This is a genomic window from Collinsella sp. An268, assembly GCF_002159765.1.
GTDB lineage: Bacteria > Actinomycetota > Coriobacteriia > Coriobacteriales > Coriobacteriaceae > Coprousia.
In genome coordinates, this window is record NZ_NFJH01000003.1 from 43309 (window position 1) to 61437 (window position 18129).

An 18129-nucleotide genomic window follows, 5' to 3' on the forward strand; every position below is an offset into this window, starting at 1 on the left:
GCCATGGACACCAAGGCTCTGGAGAAGTTCTGTCCCTGGGCGCGCAACAAGCTGATCGGCGCCGTCAAGGATCGATGCGCCCTGTACGGCCTGACCGATGCCGGACGCGCTGCGGCGCCGCGCAGTTCCCGCGTGTTCAACGGGCGCGTCTTGAGCGATGAGGAGATGCGCCAGCGCGACAATCTGATGACCCGTATAGAGGAGATGGGCTTCGAGGCGTTCGTCGAGCAGGTTGCGTACTCGTGGTTCAACCGCTTCGCGGGCATCCGCTACATGGAGCTGCGCGGCTATCTTCCCAGCCGCGTGCGCATGCTCTCGGCAGCCGATGGATCGTTTGATCCCGAATGCCTGCGCGCCGCGGGCGAGCTCGACCTGCCGGGCCTCGATCGCGATCGCGCACTCGACCTCGCCGCAAGGGGGAAAGATGACGCGCTGTTCCCGCTGATTCTCATCGCCCAATGCGACCAACTCGCCGAGGCACTGCCCGCCGTGTTCGACCACGTGGACGACGCCGACGCCCTCCTGCTGCCGGACGGCCTGCTCAACCGTGATGAGAACAGCGTGCTCTACCACCTTGTGACCGATATTCCTGAGAAGACTATGAAAAGGGTCGAGGCACTGGGTTGGATGTACCAGTTCTACAACAGCGAGCTTAAGCGTGACTACCTCGACAGCGGACGCAAAGCCGCGGCTGAGGATATCGCACCTGCCACCCAGCTCTTTACGCCCGACTGGATCGTGCGCTACATGGTCGACAACTCACTGGGTCGCCTGTGGATGCTCAACTTCCCTGAGAGCCGCCTCATCGAGCGCGCGAATGCCGAAGACCCCGACGAGCGGCTCATGGAGCACTACATCCAACCAGACAAGGAGCATGAGGACTTCATCCACATCACGGGACCCGAGGACATCGCCTTCTGCGACCCGGCATGCGGCTCGGGACACATCTTGGTCTATGCGTTCAAGATGCTCGCCGCCATGTATGAGGAGCGTGGCTACCCAGCGCGCGAAATCCCCCAGCTCATCTTGACCCGCAACCTCTCGGGCATGGAAATCGATCCGCGTGCGGCGCAGATCGCCCAGCTCGCGCTCGCCATGTGCGCCAGGGAGATGGACCGGCGCTTCTTGGAGCGCAGCGTGGTGGCCGATGTGCGCGTGCTGGAGAGCGTGACGTTTGATGAGGATGAGCTGCCTGAAACGAGTCTGCTGGTTCAGCATAAAAAGGGCGACCTGCTTGAATCGCTGGCGCATCTGAGCGAGATCGGCAGCCTGCTCACCGTTGATGAAGAAGGGCTCGCCTGCGTGCGTGGCGATGCAGAGACTTGCACCCGCGCCGCCGAGCACGACCTGTTGCTCACCGGCGCCGCCAAGAAGCTCGCCAAGGCTCGCGCGGCATGCGAGACCCTCTCCCGCCGCTTCGATGTAGTAGTCGCCAACCCGCCGTACATGGGAAGCAGCCGCTTCAATCCCTTCATGAGCAAATGGATGAAGAAGCGCTATCCGAACGTCAAAAGTGACCTGTTTGCTGCTTTCATCGTTCGCACCATGGATTATGCAGACGACCACGGTGAAGTGGGCATCATGTCACCTTTCGTGTGGATGTTCATCGGTAGCTACGAGAAGCTGCGCAACAAGATCATCGACGAAAAGACACTCACCAGCCTCATCCAGCTCGAATACTCTGGATTCGCCAGTGCAACCGTTCCGATCTGCACCTTCACGTTCCATAACACGCATATCGATGGCTATATGGGTGGCTACATCCGCCTTTCCGATTTCGTCGGCGCGTCCGTTCAGGCACCGAAAGCGCTCGAAGCCATCCAAAACCCCGACTGCGGCTACTTCTACCGAGCCGACGCCACCACCTTCCACGACATCCCCGGCTCCCCGATCGCCTATTGGGCGAGCAAGGCAGTGCATAAGGCCTTTCTTGACAATCCTAGACTTGGCGATCTGGCCGATTTGAAAATGGGTCTATCAACCGGGGATAACGATAAATTTTATCGTCGCTGGTGGGAAGTCGCCGATAACAGAATCACGCGCGGATGCAAATCTTTCGAGCAGGCTGGTAATGAAAGCGAAAAATGGTTCCCATGCAACCGTGGCGGAAAGTATCGGAAATGGTGGGGCAATATCACCTCTGTCATCGATTGGCAGAATCACGGAGAAGGCATCCTGACTTTCAGAAAAAACGGCCGCCTTGCGTCGCGTCCTCAAAATCTAACTTGGAGCTTTAAACCAGGCTGTTCATGGAACCTTATCACTTCAGGCGAAACGTCGATGCGCCTAATACCAAGCGGCATGATGTTCGATCAAGCGGGGTGCATGGCGTTTCCAAAAGAATCTCGTATAACTTCAGCGGAATTGTTGTCGCTAATCAATTCGAGCGTTGGAAATTACTTTCTCAAATTAATCAATCCAACGCTCAACTGCTCGCCAGGAATCATGAACCTAGTCCCGATTAACTTAAGCGCAGACAGTACAGACATTAATGAACTCGAACTGGAAGCGATTGCGCTTTCTCGTAATGATTGGAATTCCCAAGAGATCTCCTGGGATTTCAAGCGCAATCCACTTCTCTAGGAGTGAATCCTATGGCAAAGAAAGCCGCGTCGAAGTACAACGAGAATTACGCTCACGAATGCGCATCCGAATTAGTTTCTCGTGCCGACCTTAGAGCATCGTTTGCAGAAGCTAATTATTCACTCGAGGAGCTTAAGGCGATCATTGACTTCTATATCACCAATTCGCCAATAAAGAATACCAAAGATGCGAACGGTTCTGGAAGATGGCTTGGGGAATATGGATGGATCGGCGCATCTGATCTGCGTTCCCTTGAGAGCAAGCTACTCAGAGCTTCAGGCATAACATCGTTCATCATACTTAAGAGCAGCAAAGCAAATGAAACGATCAAGGCGATGAAGCTAGGTGATGAAATCTGTGTCGAGCATCCACGTGTGGTCTTGACGCAAGAATGCAGGACGACTGTTAATGAAGACGGGTCCATCTCCAACACAACCAGAGAGTCACGCATGGCTTGCTTATTCCGCCATATACGGAATGCAATTGCGCACGGTCAAAGCTATGTTCTTCCCAACAACAATCTCATCCTTGATGATAAAAATGATTTTGGCAAAACAGCCAGCATGCTCATTCCCTCAAAAACGATCGTTGATTGGATTCGGATTGTAGACAAAGAGGGCTCTTTCTATCCAGAGCTAAGGAATGACCGCAACTCCGACATAGGCCCTATCGTTTCTGCAACTTTCCGCAGCGCTAGCTAATCACAACATTATTAGGAGTGTAAATGCCATCATGACTACCTCATTACTAATCGGAGCCGGAGCAGAAGTTGCCCCTCCCTACAAAATCCCAAACGGCCAAGACTTTGTTTGGGCAACTTGCTATACATACAACAAGAGCCTCTGTATTGCTCTAGAAAAGTATTACGAGCCGATATTGACCAATGCGCCAGAAGCGACCAACCTGCCTCGAAACTATCAAAACCTGTTCTTGTATGAATCGAATAACGCTTCTTTCAAAGAGTTAATCAACGGAATACTTATTGATTTGGATGGAGCTTCACTACTTGAAAGTTTGGTTGGTCACCATTGCTCTATCTCATCGGGTGAAAAGGATGGGAAATCGAATCTCTCCGATAAAGATTACGCGTTGTTGTTCGACATGCTTATTAGGCAAGGTGGAGAGGACACTGAATCTGTTATCAGACTCAAAGATCACCTTCTCGAGAGCCTCCCTGTAGATGCATACTTCGGAATTATCGAAAAATATTTTTCCAGTCTTCTTAATCCGCGAAAGCGGAATAGATCATTTTGGAAATTGGTCAACTACTATTGGAGCGCTTACTTTGCAGTGGCCGAGCCGTTGATCCGGTCGGCATACAGAGCGGACAAACGCTTGAAAATGCAGGGTCTCTATAGCTTTACGCTTAACAACTTAGCCGAAGTAACTCATGCAATATTCCAAAGCAACTTTATCCAAGGCTTTCAAAACGAGGATGAAGGATACTACGCTCAGATGGGCGGTCTATTTGACTATGCCATGACAACAAACTACACGCCGTTTTGCAGCACGCTCAATCTAAAGTATCCGCACGGAAAATGCATCCATCTCGCTGGATCGCTATCACAATTTGAATCTATCGCCGAGCTGCGCGTTTATGACTTGACGGAAGAAAAGGCGCCCACTGATGCGTTTCTTATACCTTTTATCATGACGCAAGTACCCATTAAGCCAATAATCGACTTCAGACAGATTGAAGAATACGCCTGCGCCGCCGAGGCGATACGTAATTCATCCACCCTTGTTGTATTGGGTTATTCACTTTCGCCAAACGATGCCCACATTTGCTCTCTAGTTCAAGAGCACTTATATAGGGACACCAACAGCCGGCTCATTTATTTAGATTATTGCAGCGAATCAGACAAGTCGGGCACGACATGCGAAGACGTTCTCCATCGAATTCGAGCTCGTAATGCCTGTATAAAACAAATTGAGGTAGTTCCCTTTGGTAAAACCTGCAAGCTCAAGCCCAAAGACCTGCGCTCATACCTCCAAAATAAACTGCAGGGCTAACAACCATGAGCATGGTCAATATTATCTCCAATCACCTATTCAGTGAGTGGGCGACAGCAAAATCGAAGTTTATAGCGGCGCATGCTACAATTCGGCAAGCGGCTGCCTGCGATTGGAGTCCCAGGCAGCGCCGCTTGATTTGGGTGGGGGCTGCCTACCGCTTGGCGGTGGCGGCCCTTCTTCCTCCTCTCACGTATGTAGCCTTGAGCCTTGGATACGAGCTTGATTGCCTCGTTCAGGAGCTTGATAACCAAGGCTACCAAACTCAAGAATCTATACAACCAGTCCATGGGCAGTTCACCTCCTCTCAAGGGAGGCAGCGCTGCCGGCTCACAGGGCTTACACCGCTGACCTATCAGTATTATAGCAGGTTAGACGCTATAATACAAACATATGTTCGATATTGTTCTAGAGCGCAGCCATCTTTCGAACATAGACCTCCCGCGTCTCGATGCCTTACGCCATATACAAAAATGCCGGAAAAGGTCATTCGGCAACAGTATGGCGAGGCGCCATCGAACGCTTCGCGAAAAGTGATAGCCGTGTTTTCAAAACTTGCTCGAGCATTTCCCGTGCAGGCGCACCCGATCTACCTCAGTCCTCGAATCAGGCATGCAGCCACATCCAAAACGAGCGGTCTCTTCACACAAGACATGCGGAGAGATCGCTTCCCTCTCGTTTCATTGCAGCCAACCGTTATGAACAGCAGTCGAAGGGGCATCTGCCATGGCTAAGCGGATATCAAAAATCGAAGTAGACAGAGCGCTCAGGACGGCAAGCGATGTCGTGGACGACATCGACGGCATCATCGAAGCCCTAGCCGATGCCGATGCTCGCTTGGACGAGGAGTGCAAGGCGCTGGTGGATGCGTTCACACGCAATTGTCTTATGGGCATCAAGCTCAATCCCGTCTCCCCAGGCGTCTATCGAACGATAACGACCGACGGCCCTCGGTACAACATGACGAACCTATTCGAGTTGATTCATGCCGATTCTGACTGGGTTATTCAAACCGCAAGCAAGCGTGAGAAAAACATGCGCCTGTGTATCCAAGCGGCGCTCGATGCCGGAAACGTCAATACGAAAAGCAACGAGTTCAAAAACGCCGTGCGAGCCGCTCATTATTACCTTGAAACCCAAGATGCTGCAGATCGCAGCCCTGCATCGTGGAAGCAAATCAAGAATGAGATTATAGCCGCATCAGAGACAGCGGAGATTGCCAGCCACCCGATCAAATGGCTCTTCGCGCCGAAAGACCGTAAGGATGACGCACAAGAAGCGTTGAGCAAACTCAATGGAAGCCGGCTTGCCCGTATCGAACAGACTGTCAATCAGATTATTCAGCAGCTGTCCACGCCGGAAACCAAGTTGAGCGATGCTCTCAAGGCATACCGCGCCAATCCCCAAATGTATGAGGAGTGCATAGAGGCAGTAGCCCACATAAAGCTGAACAGAGAGAAGACCCGTCCATTCACGTCTATTGAGGCACGCGAAACGATTAAGGCGTTCAAGACCCTGCTTGAAGATTGCGATGCGATCCACGCGGATCAATCACAGCTACGCACGAATGTTGAGGTCGCGGTCTTGCAGTATCGCATGCAGCAGGTTGAGAAATCGCTATCGGAACTACCCCTGGAAGAGATCGGCCGGGGCAAGACCGGTGTGCGCGTAAAAGTGCTTATAAACGCAGGATATAAAACGCTCAAAGATCTCTACAGAAACAGAAACCAGCTCAAATATACGAAGGGCATCGGAGAGGCAACCGCGAGTCGGGTGGCCAATTACCTCAAAGAGCTCGCTAACAAGATTGCGAGCACCACCCCGGTCAAAATCAATACCGATAAACACACCGTTGCATCAAGCAAGATCCTAAAGACAGCTTTGAAGCTCGTGCGCCTCCGCAGGATTCAAAGCGACGCGGAGCCCATCAAAGGACATCTATGCGAATGCGGGGATCGCGACGTCGCCACACTTACGATTGCGGCAGACGATATCGATTGGTTGTTTGCGACCAACGATGAGATTGACGCGGCGATCCTTGCCAAACAAAATCTCGATGCCCTCATACATTCGGATGACGCTGCATCGATTCACTCCAAACTCGAGGAAATTCGAGATGTTATCGCGAGCGAGGTCAAAGTCAGCGAGGCCTGGAACGAGTTCAAGGCTGACCCCATTCCATTTTTCACCGTAATAGAAGAGGTCGTGCCCGGAGCATTTGGGGCTGATGATAACGCGTACGGGTTGCCGGAGCGCATGGCGAAAGAGATCGAGGGGGAAACGGTCGATCTCGCAGGCCTGAACTGCACGCTTCGCCGTTACCAAGAGTGGGGCGTACGCTACATCATCCATCAGCGCAACGTACTCCTCGGAGACGAGATGGGTCTGGGCAAAACCATACAGGCCATTGCGGCGATGGTCGGGTTGCATAACTGCGGAGAGCGCCATTTCATGGTCATCTGCCCGCTCTCGGTATTGGTGAACTGGTGCCGCGAAGTCGAGAATCATAGCAACCTGCCTCATTACGAGCTGTACGGGTACTACAGCACAGCAATTCTCGAAAAGTGGCAGGAACTGGGCGGCGTTGCGATAACGACGTACGAAACCACCGCCAAGCTCGAGCTCCCAAAAGGATTTACATACGGAATGCTCGTCGTCGACGAGGCCCATTACATTAAGAACCCAAGTGCACAGCGCACGAAGAATACCCTCCGCTTGGCCCAGCGTGCTGAACGAACGCTCTTCATGACGGGAACTGCGTTGGAAAACAAAGTGGACGAGATGGTCGGGCTCATTAACCAGCTCAACCCAACCGTAGCGGAGAAAGCAGAATCCCTTGCTGCCCTCTCGCAGTTCCAAGCATTTCGCGATGCGATTGCCCCTGTTTACTACCGCCGGAAACGGGACGATGTTCTGGCGGAGCTGCCGGAACTCGTCGAGACGATTGAATGGTGCGAGCTCAGCCACGAGGAGCGGGAGAAATACGAACTGACCGTCTTGAGGAAGCACTTCACTGCGGCTCGGCGCGTCTCCTGGGACATGAATGATTTGACGAAATCGTCCAAGGCTCGACGACTGAAGGAGATTATCGAGGAAGCTGGGCGGGAGGAGCGAAAGGTCGTTGTATTCTCGTTTTTCCGGGATACCGTTCAGAAGGCATGCACGGCTGCCGGTGATGCTTGCGTCGGATATATAAACGGGTCAGTACCTTCCTCGGAGCGTCAGGTCATTCTCGATCGGTTTGAAGCCGCCGCCCCAGGCGCGGTATTGGTCTCGCAAATTCAATCAGGCGGAGTCGGCCTCAACATACAGACGGCAAGCATCGTGGTGATCTGCGAGCCTCAATTCAAACCGTCAACCGAAAGCCAAGCAATTTCCCGAGCATACCGAATGGGCCAGACGCGCAGCGTCTTCGTCCATCGCTTGCTTGCGCCCAATACCGTTGATGAACGCATCAAGGCAATCCTCGATCGAAAACAACGCGAGTTCGATGAGTACGCAGACATGTCGAGCGCTGCTCGCCGTGACATGGCGAAGGATGCTTCGATCGATAAGCAGGGATTCCAAAAGATCATGGAAGAGGAATTCGAGCAAATTAAGAAGGCACGCGAGAAACGAGGTTAGCCCCGTTCAACGCTGCAGCCAACAATAGACCAGGCTGCTTAATAAAGCATCAGGAACTACTCCACATAGAAAGGCGGCATAGCATGGCAACCCTCATCCGCGACAAGTACGAGGCGCACAAGGCCGAGGTCAACGCGCGCTTCGACCAACTCAAGGCCAACGAAGAAGAGCTCAATCGCATCTTCGCGGAGATCTACAACATGGTGGGCGAGGTACCCATCGAGGTTGAGGACAAGTACGTCTCGGTCGCACGGATCTTCGACACGGCCGACGAGATCCCCGAGAGCTTCAAGGGCAACAACTACGTCCGCACCATGCGCGACGAGGTTGTCTCGCTCATCTCCTATGCCGTGGGCTGCATGTTTGGTCGCTACTCGCTCGACGTGGACGGCCTGGTGCTCGCCAACCAGGGCGACACTGTGAGCGAATACCTCGCCCGCATGCCCGACCCCGAGCACGTGCGCTTCATGCCCGTAGCCGACAACGTGCTCGCCATCACGGACGGCGCGTATTACAACAACGACATCTGCAACCTGTTCGAACGCTTCCTTGTGGCGGCCTACGGCGCGGAGACCCTCGAAGAAAACCTGCGTTTTGTGGCAGACGCGCTCTCCCCCACCGCCAAGAACACCCCGAAAGACGTTGTCCGTGCGTACTTCCAGAAGGAGCTCTTCGCCGACCACTGTAAGACCTACAAGAAGCGTCCCATCTACTGGTTGCTCGATGCCGGTAAGAAAGGCAGCTTCCGTGCCCTTATCTACCTGCACCGCTACCGGCCCGATCTCATGGCACGAATCCGCACGGACTACGTGCTGCCCCTGCAACAGCGCTATACGAGCATGCTCGACACCATCCAGACCGAGCTGGACGCCGTCGAGGGGCGCCGCCGCGCCGCCCTCGTCAAAGAGCAGAAACGCATCACCGACCAGGCCGCCGAGCTCACGAAGTTCGAGGAGAAGATCCACCGCCTCGCCGACCAGATGATCGCCATCGATCTGGACGACGGCGTAAAGGTCAACTACCCGAAATTCGGCGACGTGCTCGCCAAAATCTAGTAGGGGGCCAAGCAGATGAGAACCACCGACATCAGATCTGAGCTGCAGCGCCTCTTTGACGCGCGCGACCCCGCGCGGGGCGGCGCCCTGGTTATCTGGCATGACCCGGACGGAGAGTTTGCCGAAACGGTCGATGAGCTTGAGCTGCCCAACATCGAGGTCGTACACGAGCGGCCCAACCAACTCCTGGCGCTCAAGCGCGCCCTCAACGAGGACCTCTCCGGCCGGCGCATCCTGCTCTACCGCCAACGCAGCCGCCGCTTAGATGGCGACTGGCTCGCTGATATCGAGGTGCGCTCACCGTCCTTCGCCGCCGACTACGCCTCAATCCAGCTGCGCGAGCTCGGCGCTGCCGACACGGCGGATATGCGCGAGGTGCTCCGCGCGCATAAGGCGTTCTTCGCAAAGAAGACCAACATCAAGAAGATTTCCCGCCTCGCCGAAGGCTACAGCACGCCTGCTCGCCTTGAGGTCGCCGTCATGGCAGCCGCCCTAGGCGCGGAGGAGGCGACCCCCCAAGGGGTGCTGCGCGCTTACCTGACCCTTGCCGAAGCCGAAGGCGGCACCGAGGCACTCGACGTGCTCGCCGCAGTTGGCGCCGCCGACTCGTTCAAGGCAGCGGTGTCGGCTTGGACGGGCTTTACCGGAGACGTGACCGATGCCGTGGCGCTCGCTCAACACGTACTGGTGAGCGCTCTTGCCATGCAGCTGCCCGTCGATACACTCGGGCCTCTTGAGCGCTGCTATTCCGGCGAGCATGCACCGTTTTGCCATACGCTCGTACACGAGTGGACGCAGAGCGAGCAGCGCGAAGGCCTCCTCGCGCTCTGCGGCGCCGTCGAGGACAACTTGGGGTTGGAGCGCATCCTCGCGGACGTCGAGCTCTCCGCACTCTCCCAAGCGGACACGTTCCCCTGCATAGACGCCCTCATACTCCGTCGCCTGTTTGCCTCGCTGGCAGCCGGCACAGATGGCGTCGACGAGGTTCTGGCACTCATCGCGGAGCGGCGCAGCTCGAGGTGGTACGCGAACCTCTCATTTTTCTACGAGGGCGCAGCGGCGGCGGCCAACATGCGGCGCTTTTTCCGCGACCACGAGCACGACTCCGCAGGCGGCGACCCCGCACAGGTATGGCGCGACTACACGCGCACGTGGTACCAAATGGACCGTTGGTATCGCGACCTGCACGGAGCCTTCGCGCGGGCGATCACCCGCGGCGAATACGAGCTGGACGAGGACTTCCGCGACTGCTGCGCCGCGATGGAGGATCTCTATAAGAACTGGTACCTGCGCGGGCTCGCACGCCGGTGGACCCATGCCTGCGCGGGCGACTTCGCACGTTTGGGGTACGCAGACGGCGTCCCGCGCCAGGTCGACTTCAGCATGGCGGAGGTCGAGCCCATGATGCGAACCAACAAGCGCGCCTGGGTCATTGTGTCGGACGCACTGCGATACGAGGTCGCCACCGAGCTCGCTGAGAGCCTGGAGCGAGAGACGCGCGGCGTCTGCGAGCTCGATGCCGTGCAGGCGACCTTCCCCAGCATCACCAAGTGCGGCATGACGGCGCTGCTGCCGGCAAGCTCCTTCACCATGGGAGAAAGACGCGAGGGCGACCGAGCGGCACTCGCCGTATACGCCGACGGCACCGAGGCACCTACATGCGCTGCGCGGGAGACGGCGATCCGCAGACACTACCCCGACGGTGTGGCCGTCCGCTACGACGACTTCATCAACAGCATGGACCGCGCCCAGCGTTTAGCGCGCATCGGCGATGCGCAGGTCGTCTACGTCTACCACAACACGATCGACGCCTACGGCGACAAGCCGGCGACCGAACGCAAGGTGTTCACGGGATGCCGTGAGGCAATCGAGGAGCTGGTCGCCTGCGTCCAGACCATCGTGCGCGACTTCAAGGCTGCACGCATCGTCCTCACGGCAGACCATGGTTTTCTGTACACGGCCGAGGCCCTCGCCGAATCCGAGCACGCCGCCGTATCGGACGTTGACGGCACCGTGATTGAGGCGGGGCGACGCTACGCAATCGCCCGTGAGGGCGCGACATCCGACCCGCTCCTCACTATCGCCCTGCCGACATCGTGCGCGCAGGCAAACGGTGGCAGCAACTCCAGCGCCCTCACAGGCTTCACGCCACGCGAATGCGTCCGCATCCGCATGGCAGGTGGCGGCGAGAACTACGTGCACGGCGGAATTTCGCTGCAGGAGCTATGCGTGCCGGTGCTGCGCTTCACCAACAAGCGCGCAGGCACACGCGGCTACGTAGAAAGCGCGCCAGTGGGCCTGTCGCTCGTCTCGCAGCTGGATGCCATCTCCAACACCCTGTTCACGCTTGAGTTTTTGCAGGACGAGCCCGCCAGCGGCAAGATGCTGCCGGCAACCTACGAGATCTTCGTGGGCGACGCCGCGCGCATACCCGTATCGGACACCGCCCGCATCGTCGCCGACCGCACCGATGCAGACGCCACGGCCCGCGTGTTCCACGTGTCCATGAACCTAAAGCCCGGCGTCCAAACCTCCGAGCACGAGCAGTACCACCTCTTCGTGCGCAACGTCGACACCGGCGCCGTGCAATCCATGCGCGACGTGCGCATCCGCGTCTCCTTTGCCCCCGCCTTCGACTTTGGATGGTGATACCCATGACCGAACCCGTAACCGAGCCCACCGCAACCGCCCCGGTCGCCCCGCCGTACGAGAAAGACGCCCTCGATCGCAAGATCGTGGAGAACTTCCCCGGCAAGATCGTCCGCAAGGACCTGACCGCCCTCATGAAGCGCGGCGCCGGTATCCCCACGTTCGTGCTCGAGTACCTGCTGGGCATGTACTGCGCGACCGACGATCCCGAGGCACTGGAGACCGGCCTCGAGCGCATCCGTAAGATTCTCGCCGAGAACTACGTGCGCACCGAGGAGAGCGAGGTCATCAAGTCACGCATCCGCGAGCTCGGGCAGTACACCATCATTGACAAGGTGAGCGCGTACTTGGACGAGCGGCGCGACATCTACGTGGCCAACCTTTCCAATCTGACGATCGAACCGTTTGTGATGCCCGACGAGTACGTGCGACAGTACACCAAGATGCTCACGGGTGGCATCTGGTGCATCGCGCGCATTCAATATCTGCGGCCCGAAGACATTACCGAGGACCCCCTGTCCGACGTGTTCGGGGAGGATCCCGCGGCAACCATCAAGCCAAAGCCCTCCAAAAACAACAAGGGGCCCGAGAACTCGCCGTTCCACATCGCCAGCCTAACGCCCATCCAGATGCCCAACCTCGACATCGACGAGCTGATCTCCCACCGCGCCAACTTCACCGCCGACGAGTGGATCGCCCTCATCTTGCGTTCCGCCGGATACGAACCCAGCGCTCTCACCCCGCGCGAGCGGCTGCATTTCCTCACACGCATGGTGCCGCTCGTGGAGCTCAACTACAACCTGTGCGAGCTCGGCCCACGCGGCACAGGCAAATCGCATATCTACACCGAGGTCTCGCCCTACTCCTACCTCGTCTCGGGCGGACAGATCACCACCGCCATGCTCTTCGCCAACAACACCGCGCGTACCGGCGGCATCGGACTGGTGGGCCATTGGGACTGCATCGCCTTCGATGAGGTCGCCGGCATGCACTACAAGGACATGAACGCCATCCAGATTATGAAGGGCTACATGGCAAACGGCACGTTTGGCCGCGGGCGGGAGCAGTTCAACGCCGAGGCCTCTATGGTGTTCGAGGGCAACATCAACGACTCGGTTGCCAACGTCCTCAAGACGACGCATCTGTTCGACCCGTTCCCACCGGAGTTCAACAACGACAGCGCGTTTTTTGACCGCATCCACTGCTACCTGCCCGGTTGGGAGATTCCCAAGATGCGCTCCGACCTGCTCACCGGACGCTATGGCCTCATTACCGACTGCCTGTCCGAGTTTTGCCACGAAATGCGGCGACGCGACTTCACGCACTATATCGACCCGTATTTCCGCCTTAACAGCGAGTGCAACCGCCGCGACGAGATAGGTATTCGCAAGACGTTTTCCGGCCTGGCCAAACTCATCTTCCCTGACGGGAAGATGGAAAAGGAGGATGTGCGCATGCTGCTCGAGTACACCATCGAAGGGCGGCGACGCGTGAAGGAGCAGCTCAAGATCATGGCGGGCATCGAGTTCATCGATGTCGCGCTGGGCTACGTGGACGCCGATAACCCGGCGGAGACCACGACCGTGACCGTTCCCGAGCAGGCCAACGACACGCTCATCCCCGACGCCCCGCTGCCGCCGGGCCACGTCTTTGCCATCGGAACGTCCATAGGCGACGAAACCGCCGTCTACAAACTTGAAAACAAAGCGATTGCGGGCGAGATGAAGTTCCGCACCGAGGGCATCGGCTACAACAAGGTGGTCAACGACTCACTGGACGCAGCCTTTCAGCAGTTCCGGCAAAACGCCGCGAGCCTTGCCACCGGGATGCGCATCAACACCAAGGATTACCTGCTTTACTACAACGACACCCAAGGCAAGGGCCTTTCGGCCGAGCTCTCGCTCGCCGAATTTGTTGGCCTGTGCTCCGCAGCGGCGAACCGCCCCGTCATGCCCGGGCTCGTCATCCCCGGCATCCTGCGCATCTCGGGGACGCTCGAGCCCATCCGTAACCTCGAAGACGTCATGCGCGTCGCCAAAAACGCCGGCGCCCATCGAATCCTTCTGCCCATGAGCTCGATTGCCGACCTGCAGAATATCGCTCCAGAGCTCATCGGCTCGGTGACCGCCGAATTCTACGAAACCGGCAACGCGGTGGCAGCCGCACAGAAAGCGCTCGGCATATAGCAAAGCTCGCGCCCTCGCCGCATGCAGGCAGCCGCTCGCGGCGAGGGCGCCGTGGAATCATCTCCCACCGGAGCCCTCAGCAGTACGAGCAGGGCGGCACTCGTTGGGCGTCATCACGACCACGCTTCGTCCAGCACGCCAGGGACGCCCTCGATGGCGGCAAATACCGTTTGGGAGCCCAGCCGCAGCTCGTCACCGGGCGTCAGCGCGCATTCCTCGCCGGGCGCAAGGGGGTGCTCCTCCCCCGTCAAAGCGCTGACTACCGCGGTCCCGTTGGTTGAGCCCAAATCGCGCACCTTCCAACACGAATCCACACCGTCCCAGCGCACCGCCGCATGGTGCTCGGACACATCGGCCTCTACGTCGGTGATATCCTGCGCGCCGAGCGCCAAAATGCCAATCTCCGCCCCGGTGGAAGCAGGATCCACCCAATGGGGCGCCCCCGCCAAGTAACCGCCCTCAACGCGGATGAGTCCCAGGGGCCTCGTCAGCGCGGCCTCCGCATCGCCTGTCGCCACGTCCGCCATCAAGACGCCCGCTTCCGGCGTCCCCATACGACCGCCCATGGTGGCGGTAACGTAATCCATGGTGTACGCAACGGCAGCGGGGACGTTGGCAGAGCAGCCCACTGCCACGAACAGCACCAGTACGGCCTCGGCGCGTTCACCCGTGGTATATCCCTTGCCGGTGGTCAGGCGCGTCAGCGCATTGCGATACAGCCGCACATCCTGACGGCATGCGGCAAGCGCGCGCTCCATCGCCATCCCCTGCTCGCCGCACACCATGCCGATGATCTTCTCATTGGTCATACGGCGGCCGCTTCTGGCACGCAGGCGCCCCATAACCCGCTGGGCGGCGACGCCCCAATCGCGGAAATAGCCCGGCTGGAGCGAGCCGACCGGCGCATGCACCACAAAATGCGACACCCACGACCGATCTGAGGCACGGCTCAGGGCGCTCCTGCCGTCTGATAGCTGACGTTCTGACAGGATCATGCTCGCCAAGTCGCGATGGCTGATGCCCCCATGACGCTTTAAGATATCGAACAAAGCCCCGCACGGCGTCGGTTCATGTAAGGTCAGAGGTGCCATCGCCCGCATCACCCTTCTCCTGGTCGTCCGCCCACGCGGCGAGGTTCACATCTCCGGACGGGACTTCATCTCGTACCGCCTTCGTCTCGCAATCGCCCGCGGTATCCGAAGAGCCCGATGCCAGCCTCTCCGCCGACGATTCAGCGATCGCGCTTGCCCCACCTGCCACGCCAACGGCACCACGCTCCCCCGCCGGCAATGCTCGGCGCGCCTCGGCAATGAGGGCGGGCACCACCGTCATCGCATAATCCAGAACCAAGGGGCACCAACCTGCAGCACATGCCGCGAAGACCGCCACGAGCGCGCCTCCCGCCTGCGATGACGCTCCGAGCGTAAGCGGGCCGGCGGCGGTAAGCACCACCAGGGCAGCAAGTGCCAGCGCAACGCTACCGTGGATAAAACCCCGCAGCGTACCGGCATCGTCTCGCGCAGCCCAGGCGCCCGACACCGCCGGAGCGATAAGGAGCGCAGCCACAACGGGGAACGAGAGATGCCCCTCCCATGCAAACGGCCCCATCTCCCATGCAGCGGAGGCACCGTCGAGCACGAGCGCCGTGATGAGCGCCACCGCAACGAGCACCGCATACGACGCCGCCCTCCCCATGGTGAACACAAGACGGTTGATCGCATAGGGCGACGTCGATGCAAACCAGGAAGCGCGATCCGTGCAGGGCAGCAGACGCTCGCCGGTAAGGGCGCGCTCGATGTTCACGACGTAGTTGGCGCAGAAGGACTCGAGTCCATCATGCACCGCCTGTGCGCGGGGGCGCTTCGCCTGAGCCGAGGCGAGACACGGCGTCACCAGCTCTGTCAGTTGGTTGTCCACAAGCATGAGAGCCCGCCGAAGCTCTACCGCATCGGGGTCCAAGGCAAGATCGCGCGCTACGCGTCCGGCAGCGACCGCCACGTCGGGCTCGCGAACCAAAAGCGACGCCATATCCGCATCCGCCTCATGCGCAGACACGAGACGACGCGGAGCGGTGTCCACCTTTACACGATACGGAGAGGCGCCAGACAAGTCGTCGGCATCGAGGTCGAAGGGCGTGTGGCCATCGACCAGCTCAAACAGGACGCTTGCCGCAGCATACACGTCAATCGCCGCCGACGCGCGTAAGCGCTCGAGGTGCGGCAAGTCATCAGAAAGCATCTCGGGTGGCGCATAGGCAGCCGTGGCATGGCGCACCACGCGCGCGGCGCGCGTGAACGAACCTGCCCGAGCCGGCGCGAGCGCCGCGGCCGAACCGAAGTCGATGAGGCAGATCTCGAACGACCCCTCCTCATTTTGCTTGCGCAAAGAGCGATGCGCCGTGCGCACCATGATGTTCGCCGGCGAAATGTCGCGGTGCACGAAACCGTCACCCACAAGCTCGAGACGGCCCAGCACCTCAAAGAGGTCGCGCCCGATACGTGCAGCCGTAAGCGGGGCCAGACGTGACGCGTCGTCGACCGCCAGCTCGTCACGCACCTGCTCGAGAGTAACCCCCTCGATCCACTCCATCAGCATGGCGGGCGCACCGTCGATCAAACCGTAACCATAGAGGCGCGGAAACCCCTTGAACCCGTTGAGCGCGCGGTGCGCATCGTACTCGGCACGGAAGGCGGCGCAGGCCTGCTCGCGGCGCAGGTGGCGAGCATCATCCTCCTCCTGCTCACCGTATGCCGGCTCAATCATCGTCTTTACCGCGTACGTCTCGCCCCACGCGTTGCAAGCCCACGCGACACTCCCCAAGCCGCCGCGCCTTGTACGCTCCTCGTCCACGAAGAGCGTCGCGAATCTCTGGCGATACGCCGCGCGCTCGTCGTCTTTCAGCACCACGGGCTCCTCAAAACCCTCAAGGTGCACCACGCGCAAGCGCGCGCCCGCACCGAGCGCGGCGGGAACCGACGCATCCGATCTCGGGCTCGCCAGTTGATCTGTCGATACGTCCCTCACAGCACAAACCCCTCGGCATAGGATTTGAACTCGGTGTAGTACTTATTCTCGCCGTTTACCATGTCGGCCCGTATAGGCGCCATGAATTCGTCAACGTGCTCCGCGGGGTTCTCAAACGCAACGTTGGCGGTCCAAGCGCTGCCGATGGTGCTCAAGTACGAGAACAGGCAGCGGTACATGGCAATGAGATCGACGTACGCATCTTTATAACGGCTTTTGCTCGCCGGGATTGTCAGCTGGTTGTTGAGCATGTCGGCAAACTCGCCATACAGTCGCTGATAGAGCCACTCGCATTCACGCAGGCACGCAAGACGCGTGTCGAGCGGAGCCATGCAATTTTGGTTAAACGACGTCACGCACGCGTTAACCTCGCCCACATACCCCTCGATAGACTGCGCCCGGGCAAGCAGATACTCGTAAATCTGCTGCTCGACCTCGGGATCGATACCCGGTGCGGGTTCTGGCTCAGGATCTGGCGCAGGATCGACCGGATCAGTCTCCCCCGGGTCTCCGCTTGGCTGATTGGGCGAATCATTGGTGCCGCTGTCTCCTCCGGCATCGGACGCACCGGTAGTGATGTCAGAGATCAGCCCGTCGATAGAGACGCCACCGATAGTGACGGGGGCACGCGAGGTACCCTGCTGCCCCGTAGCTGAATCTTGAGTCCCGGCAGTTGAGGCACCGTCCCCTGCACCTTGAGCGCTCTCCGCGGATTCATCCCCCGATGCATCGCGCACCAACGCATTTACCAGCGCAGAAAAGAAACTGTCTGAGATATCGCTGCGCGTGGCGGAAATGAGAGCAGGGAGTGAGATGGTATAAGCGGCGGCGCTGATAACCACCAACACGAAGGAGAACGTCACCAGGCCGATTAAGGCAGAGGGCACCGACCCGCGGCGCACCCGGTGCCCGCGTGGCGTCACGGCAGCAGCGGTTTCGCCGCCTTGAGCGCGTCGGACGCGCTCGCCCAGCCATGCAGCAAAACGTCTCACGAC

At 58.6% G+C, this 18129-nt stretch carries 10 protein-coding genes; 7 read left to right on the plus strand and 3 right to left on the minus strand.

Translation table 11 applies throughout. The features are described from left to right. The first annotated feature begins 3 nt into the window (after positions 1 to 3). The 7 genes from pglX (at position 4) to brxL (ending at position 14110) form a co-directional block, all read left to right on the plus strand. Positions 4 to 2583, plus strand: a complete 2580-nt coding sequence (pglX, locus tag B5F70_RS03255; RefSeq protein WP_087204140.1) for a BREX-1 system adenine-specific DNA-methyltransferase PglX — start codon at positions 4 to 6, stop codon at positions 2581 to 2583. 11 nt (positions 2584 to 2594) lie between these two features. Continuing rightward, complete coding sequence (locus B5F70_RS10470; RefSeq protein WP_143753912.1) at positions 2595 to 3284, plus strand: hypothetical protein; 690 nt, start codon at positions 2595 to 2597, stop codon at positions 3282 to 3284. A 31-nt stretch (positions 3285 to 3315) separates the two neighbouring features. Next, entirely contained in the window at positions 3316 to 4596 is a 1281-nt protein-coding gene (locus tag B5F70_RS10475; protein WP_143753913.1) for a hypothetical protein, read from the plus strand. A 726-nt stretch (positions 4597 to 5322) separates the two neighbouring features. Next, positions 5323 to 8220, plus strand: a complete 2898-nt coding sequence (locus tag B5F70_RS03260) for a DEAD/DEAH box helicase (RefSeq protein WP_087204141.1) — start codon at positions 5323 to 5325, stop codon at positions 8218 to 8220. Between the two features lie 83 nt (positions 8221 to 8303). Continuing rightward, positions 8304 to 9275, plus strand: a complete 972-nt coding sequence (locus B5F70_RS03265; RefSeq protein ID WP_087204142.1) for a hypothetical protein — start codon at positions 8304 to 8306, stop codon at positions 9273 to 9275. A 15-nt stretch (positions 9276 to 9290) separates the two neighbouring features. Continuing rightward, positions 9291 to 11924, plus strand: a complete 2634-nt coding sequence (gene pglZ, locus B5F70_RS03270) for a BREX-1 system phosphatase PglZ type A (protein WP_087204143.1) — start codon at positions 9291 to 9293, stop codon at positions 11922 to 11924. Positions 11925 to 11929: 5 nt separating this feature from the next. Continuing rightward, entirely contained in the window at positions 11930 to 14110 is a 2181-nt protein-coding gene (gene brxL, locus B5F70_RS03275) for a BREX system Lon protease-like protein BrxL (RefSeq protein ID WP_087204144.1), read from the plus strand. Positions 14111 to 14223: 113 nt separating this feature from the next. Here the strand turns inward: brxL and B5F70_RS03280 are convergent, their stop codons facing one another. From B5F70_RS03280 to B5F70_RS10480, 3 genes are all read right to left on the minus strand, one after another. Further along, positions 14224 to 15105, minus strand: coding sequence for an FHA domain-containing protein (locus tag B5F70_RS03280; RefSeq protein ID WP_158094919.1), 882 nt, complete (start codon positions 15103 to 15105; stop codon positions 14224 to 14226). A 73-nt stretch (positions 15106 to 15178) separates the two neighbouring features. Further along, positions 15179 to 17134: an AarF/UbiB family protein gene (locus B5F70_RS03285; RefSeq protein WP_158094920.1), complete on the minus strand. Its 1956-nt coding sequence runs from the start codon at positions 17132 to 17134 to the stop codon at positions 15179 to 15181. Next, the gene (locus B5F70_RS10480) at positions 17131 to 18126 is read right to left on the minus strand and encodes a hypothetical protein (protein WP_143753914.1); all 996 of its coding nucleotides are present in this window, start codon (positions 18124 to 18126) and stop codon (positions 17131 to 17133) included. Before B5F70_RS10480 ends, B5F70_RS03285 begins: the two co-directional genes overlap by 4 nt. Positions 18127 to 18129: the final 3 nt, after the last annotated feature.

Excerpts from the sequence above, each read along its gene's own strand:
- B5F70_RS03280 (WP_158094919.1), bottom strand. The coding sequence starts at position 15,105 with ATGATCCTGTCAGAACGTCAGCTATCAGACGGCAGGAGCGCCCTGAGC.
- brxL (WP_087204144.1), top strand. The coding sequence starts at position 11,930 with ATGACCGAACCCGTAACCGAGCCCACCGCAACCGCCCCGGTCGCCCCG.
- pglX (WP_087204140.1), top strand. The coding sequence starts at position 4 with ATGGACACCAAGGCTCTGGAGAAGTTCTGTCCCTGGGCGCGCAACAAG.
- B5F70_RS10470 (WP_143753912.1), top strand. The coding sequence starts at position 2,595 with ATGGCAAAGAAAGCCGCGTCGAAGTACAACGAGAATTACGCTCACGAA.
- B5F70_RS03260 (WP_087204141.1), top strand. The coding sequence starts at position 5,323 with ATGGCTAAGCGGATATCAAAAATCGAAGTAGACAGAGCGCTCAGGACG.
- pglZ (WP_087204143.1), top strand. The coding sequence starts at position 9,291 with ATGAGAACCACCGACATCAGATCTGAGCTGCAGCGCCTCTTTGACGCG.
- B5F70_RS03265 (WP_087204142.1), top strand. The coding sequence starts at position 8,304 with ATGGCAACCCTCATCCGCGACAAGTACGAGGCGCACAAGGCCGAGGTC.
- B5F70_RS10475 (WP_143753913.1), top strand. The coding sequence starts at position 3,316 with ATGACTACCTCATTACTAATCGGAGCCGGAGCAGAAGTTGCCCCTCCC.